Below are 15,830 nucleotides of genomic sequence, written 5' to 3'. Positions count from 1 at the left end.
TCGAAGCCTCTACTATAATCTGTTGCTGCAGCCGTCGCTCGCGATCCCAGACCATTATTTTTTGCAGGGCCGCTGGCTTGGTGATCACCTTGCCGAATACTCTTCTCGGGACTCGTGGATAGAAATCGGCCTTCGAAACGGGTTCGTCACGCCGTACTTCCGTCGGGAAGGAAGCAGCCTGTCCGAGCTGCTCGCTTTCATGGAGGGCTCCGACCGCCGCGGCTTCAGTGTCGAGGCGCAACGCATCGCGGAACGAATTGATAGGACACCCTTCACAGCGAGCCATTGGTCCTCTGTGGACAACTCGGCGTTATTCGGGGCCGCGTTGACGAGCTATCTTAACGCAGAACAGGCGCCCATGTTGGAGACGGGACTGGACCCGGACGACTTCGTCGGGTTCTGGAACCGCAGTCGCGAGTGGATCGGCCAAGAACTCGCGATTACGTCGGAGCGGTCGAGTACCCTGCTCGGCTCGGAGGGAATTCTGCTCAGTCAGCTGATCCAGGTCTCCGGTGAGCGACTTCTGGGCGATGACTTAGGGCGGATCGAAAGCGTCAGCGAACTTCTGTTCCGGGTGAAAACCCAGGTCGGCGCGACCGCCGAACGCGACTTGCGGGTCTATTACACCTGCGCGTGTGAACTCTACAATCGAAGTTTGGCGAACACCATTCTCACGGCTGGCAACAGCCCACGATGGGAGCCGTTCGTCGCTGCCATGGATCTGTGGCGCAACAACCTGTTGTCAGGAGAGGCGGATGCGGGCGGGGTCGTCGGCCACCCGGACGAACTGATCGATGTGTCCATTCGCCTTCCTCGGCCCGCTCATCTGCGGTTGGTGAGCGGTGATGTTTTGCTCACTATTCGACGCTCGCCTGCCTGTGAGCGCTACTTCGAAGCCCTCTCTCACTGGAGGAGAGCACCCACCGACCAAATACTGCGTGATGAACTCGTCAATTCCCTCCGCAGGTATTCGGGTGAGATCACGAAGCACGTCGGCAAGGAGGTCGGAGTTCTGGGTTTTCGCCCGCATTTCATCTCGAAGGTCTCGGACGTCAGCGAAATAGTGGAGAAAGTCCCGGGCGTTGTGCAGGGGTTTCTGGCGGTGGGCGCAACGGCAGGAGCGGCAGCGGCCGGCACTTCGTCGCCCCTCATTCCGGCCGGGTTGTTTTCGCTGTTCTGTCTCCAGATGGCCACAAAATACGTCTCGCCCTCCGAATCGGCAAAAGTTTTGATCTCTCCTCGCCTGGGTGCACGAATGCGTGCCGACATCACCATCAGTCACCGATAGTAAGCAACTCATTTCCTCCGCACGCGGAAGCGCTGCTGTAAGCAAAGAAACCTCGAGGTCGATGGATCTAGTTCTCGTACGGCACGCAACCAGCACGCGTTCGAGGGTGGGCGTTTGGGGCAGGCTGTACGATGCTCCCTTGGTCGAGGGGTTTGAAGAGCAACTCGCGGAGACTCGAGCTGCGTTGGAATCCCTGGAAAAATCGAAAGTATACTCTTCACCACTCTTGAGATGCCTGGAGAGTGCGGCCTTCATATTTCCTCAGAAGGCCGTTCAAATCGTCGAGGAGTTCCGTGCTTACCATTCGGGCTTCTTCGAGGAGAAGACTGAGGACTTCATTCGTGAGCATAACCTCGAATATATGAGCCTGTCCCATCGGGACCGATTCCTGCGGCCGCATTTCGACGAGGAGAGCATGGAGGCGCAAGCATCGCGAGTCGAAAGAGGAATACTTAGGGTGCTTGGTGAGGGCGCCCCGATTTCAGTGATCGTAGCGCATTACAGCACGATCAACATAATCGCCCACATCGGTTCACTGAACTGGGAAGCCGATACGTATGCGGATGGTACCTACGACGTTTCGGAGGGTGCGTTCATCCGGAAGACGGTGGACCCTCTGGTTGTTCTGGCGGGTATCAGGGATCGAATCGGCCGAAAGAAGTCGGGTCCTCCCGGCGTGTGAAAGGAGAGCTGGAAATGCCTGAGGGAGGGCGTTCGCTCGGAGATTTTGTCACCTTCGAAGGCTACGACGGCGCGGGGAAATCTTCCCTGATCAGCGGTGTCCGCGAAATGCTGGCGCATAAGAGCATTCATGTCGTTGGCCGCAAGACCGAACCTGAACTGGTCGAGATATCCAGGGTGGTGGAGCGTGAGGACCTTCGACACCGCGGGAACGTGGAGGTGTTGTTGAGGATTGCGCTGGAAATCGAAAGAGAGAGCATCATCACTCGATCGCGCCTCAATAACGACATGACCGTCTGTGACCGTGGTGTGATCAGCCTGATCTCGTGGTTCGACTACCTCGGAGTGCCGAGAGATCCATGTGAAAGGCTGCTGCAAGGTCTCATGGACTATCACAGCAATGCGCTCACGGTCGTCTGCGCCGCCGACTTCGACACATGCTGGAAGCGCATCTCGAGCAGGAGCGAGCAATCGCGGAAGGAAAAGCTCGGGAAGGATGTGAACAGTAAGTACTTCGCCATGTACGAGGCGAATGTCCTGCGCTATGCCGAGACGGCAGCGGACGTCGTGTTCGTCGATACCGTTGGTTTGGACCTCGCTGAATCAACGTCGCAAGTCGTGCAGGCGCTTCAAAGCCGTGGTCTGACTCGGCAGCTGTAGTTCTTGATCGTTGACGGATTCGTGCTGGTGAGCGGCCTGATGGGGTGCCCGCGGGAACGAGTACGGCCACCGCGATGATGATCGTCTGTGACAACAGATCAGGACGCGGTGGCCGTGGGCGCCACGATAGCCGGTGGGGTGTGGAGCGAGTGTTTCAGGGCGGCGATGGCGGCGGTGGCCGCCTGCTTCCCGCGACGGGAGTCGCGGCTGCTGGCCAGGGACATGGCCGAGGCGATGCTGACGGGGCTCGAGACCCGCAACTGCTGGACGCTCGCTGAGGCGTTGGGGCACGCGTCGCCGTCCCGGCTGCAGCACTTCTTGTCCCGCGGCGTGTGGGATCACGACGCCGTGCGCGACCGGACGGCCACCTGGGCGGCCGGTGAACTCGCGGATGACGACGCCGTGTTGATCGTGGACGAGACGGGGGACGAGAAGTCCTCCACCGACGCCGTCGGGGCGGCAAGGCAATACTCCGGTGCGCTGGGCGGGATCGGTCTGTGCCAGGTCGCCGTCCATCTCACCTACGCCTCCGCACGTGGCCATGCCCCGATCGACCGGGCCCTGTACCTGGGCGCCGACTGGGCCGCCGACGAAGAACGCCGCCTGCTCACCCACGTCCCCGACGACGTGGACTTCGCCACCAAGCCCGAACTTGCTGCCGCCATGCTCACCCGGGCCCGACAGCTGGGCCTGCGTGCACGCTGGTTCGCCGGCGACGAGGTCTACGGCGGGCGCGAACTGCGCCGCAGTGCTCGCCGGCTCGGCTTCGACTACGCCCTGTCGGTCCGCGCCGATCACCAGGTCACCACCCCGGGTGGCCGCTTCACCGCGACCACCCTGGCCGCACGGCTGCCCCGGCGGGCATGGATGCGGATGCTCACCGGTCACGGCCTGAAGGGCGACCGCCACTACGACTGGACCTGGACCGACATCCAGAGCGACGACGCCCCCGACACCGAGGACGACGGGACATCCGTCCTGGTCGTGCGCCGACACCGCTTCACCGGCGAACTCTCCTTCTACCGCTGCTACTCCACCCGACCCGTCACCCTTGCCGGCCTCATACACATCATCTGCACCAGATGGCAGGTCGAAGAGGACTTCCAGCTGGCCAAGGGCGTCACCGGACTCGACCAGGGCCAGACGACCTGCTGGAACTCCTGGATGCGTTGGACCCTGATCAGCATCCTGGCCACCGCCGTCCTGGCCGTCACCCGCGCCCGCACCGCGACCACCACCATGGCCGTCGGCCTCATCCCGGTCAGCGCACGCGAGCTGCTGACCATCCTGCGGGCAACCACCCTGCCCCCGCTCCGCCACGACATCGGCCATGTCCTGCACTGGTCCGCCTGGCGACGCCGTCACCAGGCCATCGCGCAAGCCTGCCACCGGCGCTGGAACAACGTCACCGCCGCCGCGACCACATGACACCACCATGACGATCAAGAACTACAGCTGCCGGGTCTGAGCCACCCTTGACGTGGCTGAGGTCGGTAGGGGGGGCATTGTCGGGGTCCGGGTGTGAGTAGTCGGCGTCCAGAAAGTGCCGCTGAGATTGATCTTGGTGGAGTTGGTCTACTTCTCCGGCGCTTCGAGCTGACGGGGCACGGCGCCGACGCGCAGTGTCAGCGGTCATGCAATTCCCCGGGATCTCCATGATCAGCGTCACGTAATTCCCCACCTGGGCTGGGGCCGTGACGGGCCGCCCGACGGCTGAGTGTGCGGCTGGTCCGGTCGGTCAAGGGCGCCTTCGGCGGCGCTACGCGCTGGCCTCGCGGCCACCCTGGACAGCCCTGACCAGCCTGAACGACGGTCTGGCTATCGAGCGCGCTGGGCCCCGGTTCTCCGGATGACAGAGCCGCACTCCGCGATGGTCTGCCCGACCCCTTCGGGATGAATGGGTCCGGTCTGGTAGGGGCTGACAAGCAGCACACTCTCACCGCTGTCTCCGAAGGTCGGCTGGTGGCTTCCGCGGGATGGCTGCTGCGGGACATGGCCTTTGATGGATTGCCGCGACGCGTCGCGGGGTTGGGCGATGTGGTGGTGCACCTCGCCTATCGAGGCCAGGGCGTCGCCCGGACGGTGATCAGTGTGGCGGTCGAACACGCACGAGCGGCCGGCGCCGAGACGATGATTCTGCTCTGCCGCCCGGACCTGATCCCGCTCTACACACAGCTGGGATGGCGCCGGCTCTCCGTGCCCGTCACCGTCCAACAGCCCGACGGCGAAAGGACCTCGCGACTGACCACCATGATCTACGACCTGGCCAGCCTGCCTCATCCAACCATCAGTGTGGACCTGCGGGGCCTGCCCTTCTGATGTGCTGAGCAGGATTCACCGTGTGGTCCGGCTGCTTCGGCAAAGGGGCGTCCGCCCCGGCGGATGCCCCCCCTTGCTGCGGATGCGGGCGCGCTCGCGGCGTCGGGCAGCCAGCACGTCGGGGTGGCGGGCATTGGCGTTGGGCTCAGGTGGAGCCAATAGACTCGTTCACAGCAGGCCCCGAAGATCGCTAATCGGGGCCAGAAAATTCGTTCCTCTGGGGCCAGAAGACTCGTTCGAAGCCATCCCTCCCTGCTGCGGGGCCCGCGCGGATGCCGCAGGAGCACGCTGACGTTCAGACCTTTAGCGCCACGCCGCCCAGCTGGGGTACGACCTCGGGCTCGGTTCCGGGCCCGGGCCGCCACAACGAGCAGGACACGAGCTTGGGCTCCACGAGCGTGAGCCCGTCGAAGTACTGGGCGATCTCCTTGCTGCTGCGCGCGGTGACCGGCGGTGTGGCGTTGGCGTTCCAGAACTCCATCGCCTCGAGTTGAAGGGCGCCGCCGAGTTCGGGCTCCGTGGTGGGGTGGGTCAGGATGAGAATGCTGCCGGGGGCGAGCGCCTGAACGAGCCGACGGGTGATGGACTGCGCCTCGGCACCGTCGAGGACGAAGTTCAGGATGCCGAGCAGCATCAGCGCGCACGGCTTGCCGAAGTCGAGTGTCTGCCCGGCGATACGCAGGATGGCGTCCGGGTCGTGCGTGTCTGCGTCGATGTAGTCGGTGGCGCCGTTTGGGGCGCTGGTCAGCAGGGCGCGGGCGTGCGCGAGTACGAGGGGGTCGTTGTCGACATACACGATCCGCGACTCGGGCGCGATGCGCTGGGCGATCTCGTGGGTGTTCTCCAGGGCCGGCAAGCCGGTGCCGATGTCGAGGAACTGGCGTATACCGTGCTCCTGGGCTGCAAAGCGCACCGCGCGGCTCAGGAACTCCCGGTCGGCACGGGCGATGTCGCGGATGACGGGGATCATCTGGGCGACGTGATCACCCACCCGCCGGTCGACCTCGTAGTTGTCCTTGCCGCCCTGCCAGTAGTTCCAGACACGGGCGTTGTGCGCCGTCCCTGTATCGAGTCGCGCCCCGGTGGCGTCGGCGGCCTGGTCCTTGCTCACGTCTATCTCTCCTCACCCGCCCAACAATCAAATAGGCCTGGGCAGTTGCGGCAACGGCCGCAGTACGTCGTGTCGTCGTGCCGGTCGGCGTCATTCTGCCGACGCCGCCATCACCACGTCCCGGAAACCGGCCGAACAGGGGACCTGCCCGCCCACGTCGTCGCACGACGCGCGTGACCTCTACGATGCGCGGGTGGTTTCGTATGCAAAAGATCCCCGCCGCATCGCCATGGCGGATGCCCTGGTCCCGCTGCTGCGCCGATCACTTGACCGCACGGCGGCCCCGTCGACCCGCTCCGGGCGGCCCTCCCCGCGATCTTGGTGGCAACACCCCTGCCTTTGCGGACAGCTATCGTGCTTCGTCTCAAGACGCGCGTGTGGTCGGCATTCGATTTGGCGAGTTGAGCAGGGTAGGCGCCGGCTTCGCCATCGCCCCCACAGCGAGGTAGCCGTCTCTGCCGGCACAGCTACCACGCTGACGGGTGCTGTCAGACCCCGCGCTTAGCATCCGCTCGTGAACCTCGAATCCCGCCCGCCCTACGGAGTGGCTTTGCCGCCCGGACGCATGATCGCCTCGGATGAAGGTGATGGCGACGCGCAGCCACTGTGGCTGAGCGACAGCCCAGCCTCCGCCGACCTGTGGTCGCAGTTGCGCGCCGAACACGCCACCTCCGGGCTTTGGCCGCTTCTGCTCGACTCCCTGGACCCGCGCGACCCCGCGTTCCGGCCCTGGGCCTGCGGCGAACTGTCCCCCGAGCGCATGTCCTCCCCAGCGGACCACGACCCCGAGGCACTCCTCGCCCGCTGGTGGCACGACTACACCGCCACGGACGGGGACGACGACCTGCTCACTGCCAAGGAGCGCATAGCTGTCACCGCCCCCTTCGGTCAGACCTGGCCCGGAACCGCACCCAGCCGGGCACTCTTCGCGGACCCCGATGGAATGGCCGAGCAATACACGCGAGCCTTCCTGGTCCAGAACCCGCACGTACGCCTCGGCCTTGTCTCAGCACCGCGCGGAGCAGACGCTCTCACCGCCTGCGGATGGGACGGCCCCCTCAACTACGACAACGACACGGCCACGTTCTCCGCCGTCGTACGCGACTGGGAAGAGCGCTTCGGCGCACGTGTCGTCGGCCTCGGATTCAGCACCCTCCACCTCAGTGTCGCCGCACCCCCGAACGGACTCGACGACGCCCTGACCATTGCCGCCGAGCACTTCGCCTTCTGCCCCGACAACATCTGGCAAGGCGCACATCCCACCTTGGCCGCGTGTGCCGAGCACCTCATCGATCTGAACTGCTGGGAGTTCTGGTGGGACTGACCCTGGATAAGGACCGGTTCTGGCGCCTCGTCGACCAAGCCCGCCGCCAGGCCGCCGACCCCACGGACACCGAGGAAATCGCCGCCCGCGCCAGCACCCTCCTCGCCAGCCTGGAACCGACCGAGATCATCCAAGCGGAGCAGATTCTGTGGGACTTGATGACCGCGTCCTACCTGAGCCCCCTCTGGGCCGCCGCTTACCAGATCAACGGCGGCTGTTCCGATGACGGCTTCGACTACTTCCGTGGTTGGCTCATCGCCCAGGGCCGCACCACCTTCGAACAGGTCATCAACGACCCGGACAGCCTTGCCGACCTCCCCACCGTCCAACAAGGCGCCGCCAAGGGCAGGGACCTCGAGGGCGAGGCAATCCTCACCATCGTCTGGAACGCCTACCAGACCGCCACCGGCAGCGAGCTGCCCCACAAAGCGTTCACGATCCGCTACCCCGACCTCGACCCCGAGTGGAACTTCGACTTCGGCGACGACGAACGCATCGCCCACCGGCTGCCCCGCATCGCGGCCCTGTACCCGGCCGGACCCGCCGGGCAACGATCACGTTCGTGACGGGCAAGGATCTACATCGACAGAGAAACAGCGCAGGTCAAGACCTCTCGGGAACACCCGCAGGCTACCGGTACGCCCTGGCTTTGATGTTGTTTTGGGCTTTCCCCCGTGTACGGCTCGGGCTCTGTGGTGTGCTCTCGCCATGGGTGATGTACAGGTCGCCGATGTTCCGGCCGGGCCGGTACGGTCCCATGCCTGCGCCTGGACGACCTTGCGCTGCTTTCGGGATCGAGGAAGAGCTGTATGACTGTGGTGGAACTGCCGCGCCCCGGCCGCCCCGAGCGGTCGCGGCTCTTTCCCGACCAGGCAGAGGCAGCGGAGCGGCTGGTACGGCATCTGCGGCGTGCGGGCACGCGCGGGCTGTATGTGTCAGCGACAGGGACCGGCAAGACACTGGTGTCGATCCGGGTGGCGGACGAACTCGGCGCGCGGCTGGTGCTGTTCGTGGTGCCCACCTTGGACCTGGCGGCGCAGACCGCGCTGGCGTGGCGCCGGGACGGCCACGGCGAGCACATGGTGATCGTCTCCTCGATGGACACCGCCGGCCGGGAGGATCTCGTTGCCGCCCGCGTCATGTCGACCAGCGACCCGCATGCGCTGGGCGGGCTGATGTCGGTGGTGGGGGAGGGGCACGACCAGATCCCCGCTGTGACCGTGATCTGTACCTACGACTCTCTCGACAAGATCGAACAGACGCAGAGCACGGGGTACGCGGTGCCGCCGTTCGACCTTGCAGTCATGGACGAGGCCCACCGGATCGCCGGCCGGGCCGACAAGAAATGGGCGGCCGTCAACGACGCGCACCGGATCGTGGCCGACCGCCGCCTCTGCATGACCGCCAACCCCGCGCATCTTCGCCGCCCCCGAACTGGCCGAGTCCGCCGACACCACCCGCCCGCGCCGACAGCACCACGGCGCCCACGAGGCGGACGCGTTCGTCAACTCCATGGACAACGAGCAGATCTACGGGAAGAAAGTCTTCGAGTACCCGCTCGCCCAGGTCGTCGAAGACGGCCGCGCCGCGGACTACCGCATCGTGGTGCCCACCCTCACCGACACCGGCCTGCGCAGCCGTCTCAACCTCTCCGCCCCCGGCACCGTCCCCGGTGAAGAAGCGGACAGTGCGCTGCGCACCACCGCCCTGCACCTGGCCGTCCTGCGCGCGATGACCGAACACGGCCTGAAGAAGGTCCTGGTCTACTTCACCCTCGTCTCCGACGCCCGCCTCTTCGCCCGCGAACTGTCCCACACCCTGCGCCTGCTGCGCACCACCGACCCCGGCTTGTGCCCGGACACCGCCCCGCAGCTGTTCTTCGCCCACGGCGAGCACACCCCCGCCCAGCGCGACGACATCTTCGCCGCGTTCGCCGCCGCAGACTGCGCGATCCTGGCCAACTCGCGCCTGATCGCCGAGGGCGTCGACATCCCCAGCGTCGACGCCCTCGTCTTCGCCGACCCCACCCGCAGCGTCATCCGCTGCGTCCAGGCCCTCGGCCGCGCCCTGCGCCTGGACGTGTCCGGGAAGACCGCGAGCCTCATCGTCCCCGTCTACGTTCCGCCCGGCGCCGACGGCGAAGACATCCTGGGCACCGCCTACGAACCCGTCTGGGCGATCGCCACCGCGCTGGCCAGCCACGACCATCGCATCCTCGAACGCCTGCCGGACAAGGCCAACCGCCTCCCGCGCGAGACCAGCCAAGTGATCGAACGCCGCTGGCACTTCGACTTCACCGTCCACCCCGAACGCATCGCCCGCGCCATGGACCTGGCCTCCTTCGACCCCCGCGACCAGACGGTCTCCCGCTCCCGCCGCCTGGGCCTTGCCGCCGCCCAGTCCTACCGCGACCAGTACGGCCACCTCGACGCACCCGCCGACCACGTGGACTCCACCGGCTACGCACTGGGCACCTTCATCACCACCATGCGTGACGCCGCGACAGCCGGCCGCCTCGACGCCGACTGGAGGGCCGAACTCGACGCCCTCGGCATGATCTGGGACAAGCACGACGCCGCCTGGCGCTCACGCCTGACCGCAGCCGCCGACTACCACCGCACTCACCACCACCTCGCAGCCCCCGCCACCACCCCTCTCGGCGCCTGGCTCGCCGAACAGCGCCACCACGCCGCCAAGAACACCCTGGACCCGGCCCGCGCTGACGCACTGACCGCTCTGACCGCCGACTGGCGCCTGCCCCACGGCGCCGACTGGCACCGTAAATACCACGTGCTGCGCGCCCACCTCGCCGACGGCACAGACCCGGCCGCCCTCACCCGCGACACCCTCCTGGGCGGCGTGAAGATCGGCTCCTGGCTCCACCGCCAGCTCACCACCTGGCACGCCCTTGCCTCCGGCCAGCAGCTGATGACCACCCTCGGCCTCACCCCCGAGACCAACCCGCTCGCCCCCGCCCGCCGCCCCCGCCGCAGCTTCGAACAGACCGTCCAGCTCCTGGAACTCTTCCTCCACCGCGAACGCCGCGCCCCCGCCGCCCGCGAGACGATCCGCGTCGACGGCGAAACGGTCAAGATCGGCGCCTGGCTCGCCAAAACCCGCACCAAACAGCGCGCCAAGCAGCTCCCCGGCGAACACGCCCGCCTGGTCGCAGCGTTGTTCGACGGCGACTGGACCGCCGAGGGCACGCCTCCCGCAGCCCTCGACTGAACGCGTACCGCCGCGGCGGGCACCGGGCTGCCCAGCTCGCTGCCGGTCGAAGCGGAGCAGCCGCACCCCGCGCAGACGCTCGCCTGTGCGGGGTGCGGGGTGCGGGGTGCGGCCTGCGCGGCGAGCCGGCGGACAGGCCAGGGCCGGGCAGGCATCCCGAAGGGACTCTCCGGGGCTACTCAGGGCCGGGTGGTCTGCTGTGCCGCGAGCCAGGCCCGCTCCAGCGGGAGGTGGGGACCGCAGCCGTTGGGGCAGCTCCCGTCCTTGGGGTCGTCGTCGGTCACGTCGAAAACGTGCAAGCAGTCCCTGCACATGCTGAAGTGGACCTCGTTGCAGCCGCTGAAACAGTCCGGGTCGGAGCAGGTCGCATCGCTGGGGCAGTCGTCGCGGACGACGCGTGGTGTGGCGGCCCACGCCTGGTACTCGGGTGTGTCGTGGACATAGTCCAGGTGGGGGCAGTCTTCCGGGCAGTCCCACGAGGAGATGTGCAGGGCGCACAGCGGTGGTTCAGGGCTGGCGCAGATGGCCTCGATGGCGCGGGCGGCTTCGAGGTATCGCTCACCCGTCCTGGCCATCCGCTGGCGGATCGCGGTCTTCCGGGCGTGGTCGTGAGGCATAGGGGCTCCGGGGCGTGAGATACGGACTCAAGCGCGCGGCGCGGAGCACCTGGGTGAACCGGCGAAGCCGTTGTCACAAAACCAGCGCGGTGGCTTGGCAGGGACCCTACCAGCGGCGGAGCTCGGCGCCATGCGCCGCGATGATGGGGATTCTTGAATTCGGGTCTGGGCGGAATTTCGTGACGGTCACGATCGCGTAGTCCTTGGCCAGTGTGTTTGGCAGTGGGAATGCCCTGGTCATGGGGGATCTGTCCGCGTTGAAGGACGTGCTGTTCCCGAACGCCGTGGGGATGGTGCTGGACCGGTTGTCCGAGGTAGGCGGGGTCATTGTGGCCGAAGCCCGCAGCGCCGTAACGGAGTTGAGGTGCCCAGACTGCGCGACTGCCTCGCGTCGGGTGCACAGCCGCTACGGGCGGCGGCTCGCCGAGTATCCAGTCGGCGGGCGGCGCGTGGTGGTGAAGCTGGAGGTCCGGCGGTTCTTCTGCGATGCCGCCGGATGCGGGCGGCGCACGTTCGTCGAGCAGGTCCAGGGTCTGACCACGCGCTATGCCCGAGCGAGCCCCGGAGTGAAGAGGCTGTGGCGGTCCGTTGCACTCACGGCGGGAGGCCGGCCGGGGATGCGGCTGTGCCGCTCGCTGGCCGTTCCCGCCGGCCGGGCCCGTCTGCTCGGCCAACTGCACGCGCCCGACGTACCCACCCGGAGCCCGCGAGTGCTGGGCGTCGACGACTTCGCCTTCCGGCGCTCTCGCACCTACGGAACCATCCTGCTCGACGTCGAGACGGCCACGCCCATCGACCTGTTGTCCGACCGCACCAGCGAGACGCTCGCTGCCTGGCTCACCGCACATCCCGGCGCCGAGATCATCTGCCGGGACCGCGACAGCGGTTACAGTCGCGCGATCAAGGAGGCAGCACCGGATGCCACCGAGGTGGCCGATCGCTGGCACATGCATCAGAACCTGTCAGCCGCGGTCGAGAAGACATGCCACCAACACCGCTCCTGCCTGCACAAATACGCTCTGGACGACGTTGACGCACCTGCGCCGCCTACCGCACCGCCCGCGGCACTGCTGCCGCTGACCCCGCCGCTCGACAACATCCCCGCAACCCCGCTCATGCAGCGGGTGACCGAACGGCATGCGGAGATCCACCGATTACGCGAGGCGACATGGACGATCAGCGCCATCGCCCGCCGGTTCGGACTGGACCGCAAGACCGTCCGCCGCTACCTGACCACTGATCTTGAGGTACTGATCGCCTCGGCACGCGACCGCCGCCCCCGCCAACTCGACTCCTGTCGGCCCTACCTGCAACAACGATTCGTTGACGGCTGCACCAACGCCGCCCAGCTCTACCGCGAGATCCACGAGCACGGCTACCGCGGCAACCATCAGGCCGTCCGCCTCTACATCCGCACCCTGCGCGGCGGCACCGCCGCGGCCGAGCCTCCCCGCCCCATCCCCACACCCTGCAGGATCACCTCATGGACCATGAGACCGCGCGACGGACTCAGCCGTGAGGAACAAGACCAGCTCGACGAGGTGCGCATCGCCTGCCCGGACATCGCTACTGCCTGCGACCTGGCCCGCGTCTTCGCCGGCCGGGTCCGCGACCGGCGAGGGCATCTCCTCGCCGACTGGGTCCGCGAGGCCGAGACCAACGGGCCCGGGCCCGTGCGGGGCTTCGCCGTTCGGCTTCCTCCGCCAGGACTGGGCCGCCGTCCTCGCCGGCATGACGCTCGACTACAGCTCCGGAGTCGTCGAAGGGCACGTCAGCCGTCGGGCAGCGGCAGGTAGGACTGGGAACAGGCGGAGGCGTGCGCGGTGCCGCTCACCGTGATGATGAGGCCTGCGGCGGCTATGCCGAGGGCGGTGGTGGTGGCGGTGACGCGGCGCAGAGGTCGCATGTGGGGTCTCTCGTCTCGGCCTGGAGATCATGTTCCGGGCGGCTGACGGTATGACAGCACCCGCCGGATCTATGCGGGTGGACGCAGGCGGTGAACATGTGGTGACCTGCACCTTCTCCATACCAGGGCGTGGGCGAGCCTTGCCCAAAGCCGCAGTTTCGCTTGGGACTTGAGCCGAAGAACGTGGCCGCGGCGAAGGACTCAACAGTCTTGGGCACCTCGCCGGCACCCTGCCGCTGATCTAGTGACACGGCGGGAACCCGCGCATCACACCGCAACGGCGCTCAGCCGGGAGGCCCGCGAGTAGTCCTTCCGTGCAGTGGGCGGAACGGCTGACACCGTACGGCCACGACACCCTCACCTACGGCCAGTCCCGCCCCCGGGCCGAGCCCCCGCCCGGAAGGGAGGAAGCAGACCGGTAGGTGGTGGAGCTGATCCCGTCGCAGATGGCTGCGCCGCGCGTGTTCCCCGAGCCGGAGCCCGCGCAGGACGATGCGCCGCCCCCGATCGAGGCGGCCCGTGTCCAGCGTCGCCGCGAATCGGAGGCCGCCCGGGCTCTTGCGTTGCGGAGGGCCCGGGCGGAGCGTGCCGCCCGGCAGGCCGGCACGTCGGCTGTTGCTGCCGATCCTGCCCCGCTGCGTACGACGGCGTGAGCACGTCGATCGTCTCTGAGGCCAACGAAGTGGGTGGCACGATGAGTTGGGACGAAAGGTGGGGTTTCGTGCCTGGTGACAGGCGGCAGATTCAGACGGCTGTTCTGGGCGGTGCGGACTCGGAGGAGCCGCTGATGCTGCCATTGGAGGCGATCGAGTTGGATGCCTTCCGTCGCCGTCATGAGCACGACACGTTCTGGTGCGGGCTGCTGCTCGGAGGCTGTGGGCTTCAGCTGACCACCAAGCTGTACACCGACCGCGCCTGTTCCCTGTCAAGTTCCGCGTGTCGGGCTTCCATGGTCTTCCCTGTCCCGCCCTCACATCTGGAGTCCCACCCTGGTTCGCACGATCGAGGTTCGATGTGATCACCCCGACCGGGCTCCGGCACGTCAGCTGCGGGAGCCCAGGCGGTTGCGAGGGGAGAAGGGTCGGCATGCGAACCGTCCTGAACAGGCGGGCTGCGGCTCACGCACGTTGAGCGATCCCGCGCCGCCCCCGTTGCGCGACGTACCCCAGCAGTCCCCACCCTGCCGCGGCGACCAGCAGCCACACCACGGCGACGGAGGGCAGGTCGTTCCCGAAGAATCCGGTCGCCAGCGACAGGGCCAGGGGCGGCAGCAGGTGGCTGAGCAGCGCGGTCCAGCGCGTAGAGGTGTTCGCCGTCCGCCGTGACATGATCGCGGCGAGTGCTGCGATGATGACGTAGGCGGCGAAGTTCGCACACAGTACACAGCGCACGCTGGTCGGCAGCTCGTCGTGCCGGTGCTCCACCGATGCGCCCAGGCCGGCCGCCAGAGCGGTGAGGGCGCCGTTGGTGAGGCAGTGCAGGAGCAGCACCAGGCGCGGTGGGAGGGCGGCCTCACGCAGGTTGGGCACCCCGCCGTATCCGTGTACGAGGGAGAGCCTCCAGATGGGCACCAGCAGGAGGAAGCCGGCGAGCCCGAGCGCTCGCAGGGTGTGATCCCAGTTTGCTTCGGGGCCCACCATCACGAGCTGGGCGACGCCCTCGCCGAGCACGATGATGGTGAACAGGCCCAGCCGCTGGCCCAGGTGCACCGGGTCGACGCGGGCTTGTCGGCGCCTCGGGCGAGGCTTCCGTCTCGTAGACCGCGACCGGTATGCCGTGGACGTGCAGGACGCGGGCCAGCGTGAGTCCGCCGAGCCCGGCTCCGATGATCGTGACGTGGTGCATGACGCCCCTTTGCTCTTGCGGCTGGCGTCGGCCGACCAACACGTTGGCGCACTGTTCCAAAGTGGGACGACCGTACGCCACTTTGGTACGGCGCACTAATTTGGATCGCTGCACCAAATGTGGCACCGTCGAGGTATGACGACGCGAGCGCGCCGACCACAGCGGCGCAACCAGGTGCTCTCCCGGGAGCGGATCATCGGCATTGCGGTCGAGATGCTCGATGCGGGCGGCGAGAGCGCGCTGACCGTCCGGGCGCTGACCGAACGGCTGTCCACCGGTTCCGGGGCAATCTATTACCACGTGGGCACCCGTGACGAGCTGCTCGACACGGCGACGGAAACCGTGATCGGCGCGGCGCTGGCGACCCGGCCCGCCGGGGCTGCGGCCACACCCGGGGATGAGATCCGTGTCGTCGCACTGGCCCTGTTCGACGCGATCGCCGCACATCAGTGGCTCGCCACGCGGCTGACCCTCCAGATCATCCGGAATCCGGTCGGCCCGGTGACGGTGGGGATCTTCGAGCGGATCGGCGGGCAGATGGGCGCCCTGGGCGTGCCGCGAGCCTCCTGGTTCGACGCGGCCTCGACGCTCGTGCACTACATCCTCGGAGCCGTCAGCCAGAACGCCCGCATCGAGGGGGACACTTCAGGGATCGACCCCAGCGGGGATCGCGACGAGTTCTTCGACGCGGCGTCGACGGCATGGCAGGGGCTCGACCCGCAGACTTACCCGTTCATGCACGCCATCGTCGGCCAGATGCGAGAGCACGACGACCGCGAACAGTTCCTCACCGGCATCGCCGTCATCCTCGACGGCCTCACCCATCTGCGCTGACCCGGCCGATCTGGCCG

At 67.2% G+C, this 15,830-nt stretch carries 17 protein-coding genes and 1 pseudogene; 13 read left to right on the top strand and 5 right to left on the bottom strand.

Going from position 1 to position 15,830, the window contains the following annotated elements; all coding sequences use genetic code 11:
* The first annotated feature begins 22 nt into the window (after positions 1-22).
* The 5 genes from OG568_RS50480 to OG568_RS50460 all read left to right on the top strand — a co-directional run bounded on the left by OG568_RS50480 (position 23) and on the right by OG568_RS50460 (position 4,948).
* Positions 23-1,288, top strand: coding sequence for a hypothetical protein (locus tag OG568_RS50480; protein WP_329536864.1), 1,266 nt, complete (start codon positions 23-25; stop codon positions 1,286-1,288).
* A gap of 61 nt (positions 1,289-1,349) precedes the next feature.
* Positions 1,350-1,970, top strand: coding sequence for a histidine phosphatase family protein (locus OG568_RS50475; protein ID WP_329536863.1), 621 nt, complete (start codon positions 1,350-1,352; stop codon positions 1,968-1,970).
* 14 nt (positions 1,971-1,984) lie between these two features.
* Complete coding sequence (locus tag OG568_RS50470) at positions 1,985-2,629, top strand: AAA family ATPase (protein WP_329536862.1); 645 nt, start codon at positions 1,985-1,987, stop codon at positions 2,627-2,629.
* An 87-nt stretch (positions 2,630-2,716) separates the two neighbouring features.
* Positions 2,717-4,057: an IS701 family transposase gene (locus OG568_RS50465; protein ID WP_329533973.1), complete on the top strand. Its 1,341-nt coding sequence runs from the start codon at positions 2,717-2,719 to the stop codon at positions 4,055-4,057.
* A 465-nt stretch (positions 4,058-4,522) separates the two neighbouring features.
* A complete protein-coding gene (locus tag OG568_RS50460; protein WP_329536861.1) occupies positions 4,523-4,948 on the top strand; it encodes a GNAT family N-acetyltransferase in 426 nt (141 codons plus the stop codon).
* Positions 4,949-5,243: 295 nt separating this feature from the next.
* On the opposite strand, the gene OG568_RS50455 is transcribed toward OG568_RS50460, so the two are convergent.
* Entirely contained in the window at positions 5,244-6,059 is an 816-nt protein-coding gene (locus OG568_RS50455; RefSeq protein WP_329536860.1) for an SAM-dependent methyltransferase, read from the bottom strand.
* A 514-nt stretch (positions 6,060-6,573) separates the two neighbouring features.
* On the opposite strand from OG568_RS50455, the gene OG568_RS50450 reads away from it, so the two are divergent.
* The 4 genes from OG568_RS50450 (at position 6,574) to OG568_RS50435 (ending at position 10,611) form a co-directional block, all read left to right on the top strand.
* Positions 6,574-7,383: a DUF4253 domain-containing protein gene (locus OG568_RS50450; protein WP_329536859.1), complete on the top strand. Its 810-nt coding sequence runs from the start codon at positions 6,574-6,576 to the stop codon at positions 7,381-7,383.
* Positions 7,374-7,949 carry a DUF4240 domain-containing protein gene (locus OG568_RS50445; protein WP_329536858.1) on the top strand — a complete coding sequence of 192 codons (576 nt, stop codon included), beginning with the start codon at positions 7,374-7,376 and terminating at the stop codon, positions 7,947-7,949. The genes OG568_RS50450 and OG568_RS50445 overlap by 10 nt, the downstream gene beginning before the upstream one ends.
* A 243-nt stretch (positions 7,950-8,192) precedes the next feature.
* The gene (locus OG568_RS50440; RefSeq protein ID WP_329536857.1) at positions 8,193-9,059 is read left to right on the top strand and encodes a DEAD/DEAH box helicase family protein; all 867 of its coding nucleotides are present in this window, start codon (positions 8,193-8,195) and stop codon (positions 9,057-9,059) included.
* A 55-nt stretch (positions 9,060-9,114) separates the two neighbouring features.
* Positions 9,115-10,611: a helicase associated domain-containing protein gene (locus tag OG568_RS50435; RefSeq protein ID WP_329538247.1), complete on the top strand. Its 1,497-nt coding sequence runs from the start codon at positions 9,115-9,117 to the stop codon at positions 10,609-10,611.
* A gap of 179 nt (positions 10,612-10,790) precedes the next feature.
* Here the strand turns inward: OG568_RS50435 and OG568_RS50430 are convergent, their stop codons facing one another.
* A complete protein-coding gene (locus tag OG568_RS50430) occupies positions 10,791-11,228 on the bottom strand; it encodes a hypothetical protein (RefSeq protein ID WP_329536856.1) in 438 nt (145 codons plus the stop codon).
* A 239-nt stretch (positions 11,229-11,467) separates the two neighbouring features.
* Between OG568_RS50430 and OG568_RS50425 the strand changes: the two genes are divergently transcribed.
* Positions 11,468-13,024, top strand: a complete 1,557-nt coding sequence (locus OG568_RS50425) for an ISL3 family transposase (RefSeq protein ID WP_329536855.1) — start codon at positions 11,468-11,470, stop codon at positions 13,022-13,024.
* Here OG568_RS50425 and OG568_RS50420 read toward each other — a convergent pair.
* Entirely contained in the window at positions 13,000-13,134 is a 135-nt protein-coding gene (locus OG568_RS50420; protein ID WP_329536854.1) for a hypothetical protein, read from the bottom strand. The two genes, OG568_RS50425 and OG568_RS50420, sit on opposite strands and share 25 nt — an antisense overlap.
* Before the next feature lie 422 nt (positions 13,135-13,556).
* On the opposite strand from OG568_RS50420, the gene OG568_RS50415 reads away from it, so the two are divergent.
* A complete protein-coding gene (locus OG568_RS50415; protein WP_329536853.1) occupies positions 13,557-13,787 on the top strand; it encodes a hypothetical protein in 231 nt (76 codons plus the stop codon).
* Positions 13,784-14,152, top strand: coding sequence for a hypothetical protein (locus OG568_RS50410; RefSeq protein ID WP_329536852.1), 369 nt, complete (start codon positions 13,784-13,786; stop codon positions 14,150-14,152). The genes OG568_RS50415 and OG568_RS50410 overlap by 4 nt, the downstream gene beginning before the upstream one ends.
* 100 nt (positions 14,153-14,252) lie before the next feature.
* Here OG568_RS50410 and OG568_RS50405 read toward each other — a convergent pair whose 3' ends face one another.
* Both OG568_RS50405 and OG568_RS50400 read right to left on the bottom strand, forming a co-directional pair.
* Positions 14,253-14,843 carry a low temperature requirement protein A gene (locus OG568_RS50405; RefSeq protein ID WP_329536851.1) on the bottom strand — a complete coding sequence of 197 codons (591 nt, stop codon included), beginning with the start codon at positions 14,841-14,843 and terminating at the stop codon, positions 14,253-14,255.
* A 22-nt stretch (positions 14,844-14,865) separates the two neighbouring features.
* Positions 14,866-14,979 (bottom strand): annotated as a pseudogene (locus OG568_RS50400) (NAD(P)-binding protein); the annotation flags it as partial.
* Positions 14,980-15,114: 135 nt separating this feature from the next.
* Here OG568_RS50400 and OG568_RS50395 point away from each other — a divergent pair.
* Positions 15,115-15,813, top strand: coding sequence for a TetR/AcrR family transcriptional regulator (locus OG568_RS50395; RefSeq protein WP_329536850.1), 699 nt, complete (start codon positions 15,115-15,117; stop codon positions 15,811-15,813).
* Positions 15,814-15,830 lie beyond the last annotated feature (17 nt).

This window comes from Streptomyces sp. NBC_01450 (assembly GCF_036227505.1).
Taxonomy (GTDB): Bacteria; Actinomycetota; Actinomycetes; order Streptomycetales; family Streptomycetaceae; genus Streptomyces.
Note: the sequence above shows the minus strand (reverse complement) of the source record. Positions and strands in the feature narration are given on the sequence as shown.

Bases quoted from the DNA above. Each gene is read 5' to 3' on its own strand.
- OG568_RS50475 (WP_329536863.1), top strand. From the start codon at position 1,350: ATGGATCTAGTTCTCGTACGGCACGCAACCAGCACGCGTTCGAGGGTG.
- OG568_RS50470 (WP_329536862.1), top strand. From the start codon at position 1,985: ATGCCTGAGGGAGGGCGTTCGCTCGGAGATTTTGTCACCTTCGAAGGC.
- OG568_RS50460 (WP_329536861.1), top strand. From the start codon at position 4,523: ATGAATGGGTCCGGTCTGGTAGGGGCTGACAAGCAGCACACTCTCACC.
- OG568_RS50440 (WP_329536857.1), top strand. From the start codon at position 8,193: ATGACTGTGGTGGAACTGCCGCGCCCCGGCCGCCCCGAGCGGTCGCGG.
- OG568_RS50435 (WP_329538247.1), top strand. From the start codon at position 9,115: ATGACCGAACACGGCCTGAAGAAGGTCCTGGTCTACTTCACCCTCGTC.
- OG568_RS50430 (WP_329536856.1), bottom strand. From the start codon at position 11,228: ATGCCTCACGACCACGCCCGGAAGACCGCGATCCGCCAGCGGATGGCC.
- OG568_RS50425 (WP_329536855.1), top strand. From the start codon at position 11,468: ATGGGGGATCTGTCCGCGTTGAAGGACGTGCTGTTCCCGAACGCCGTG.
- OG568_RS50420 (WP_329536854.1), bottom strand. From the start codon at position 13,134: ATGCGACCTCTGCGCCGCGTCACCGCCACCACCACCGCCCTCGGCATA.
- OG568_RS50395 (WP_329536850.1), top strand. From the start codon at position 15,115: ATGACGACGCGAGCGCGCCGACCACAGCGGCGCAACCAGGTGCTCTCC.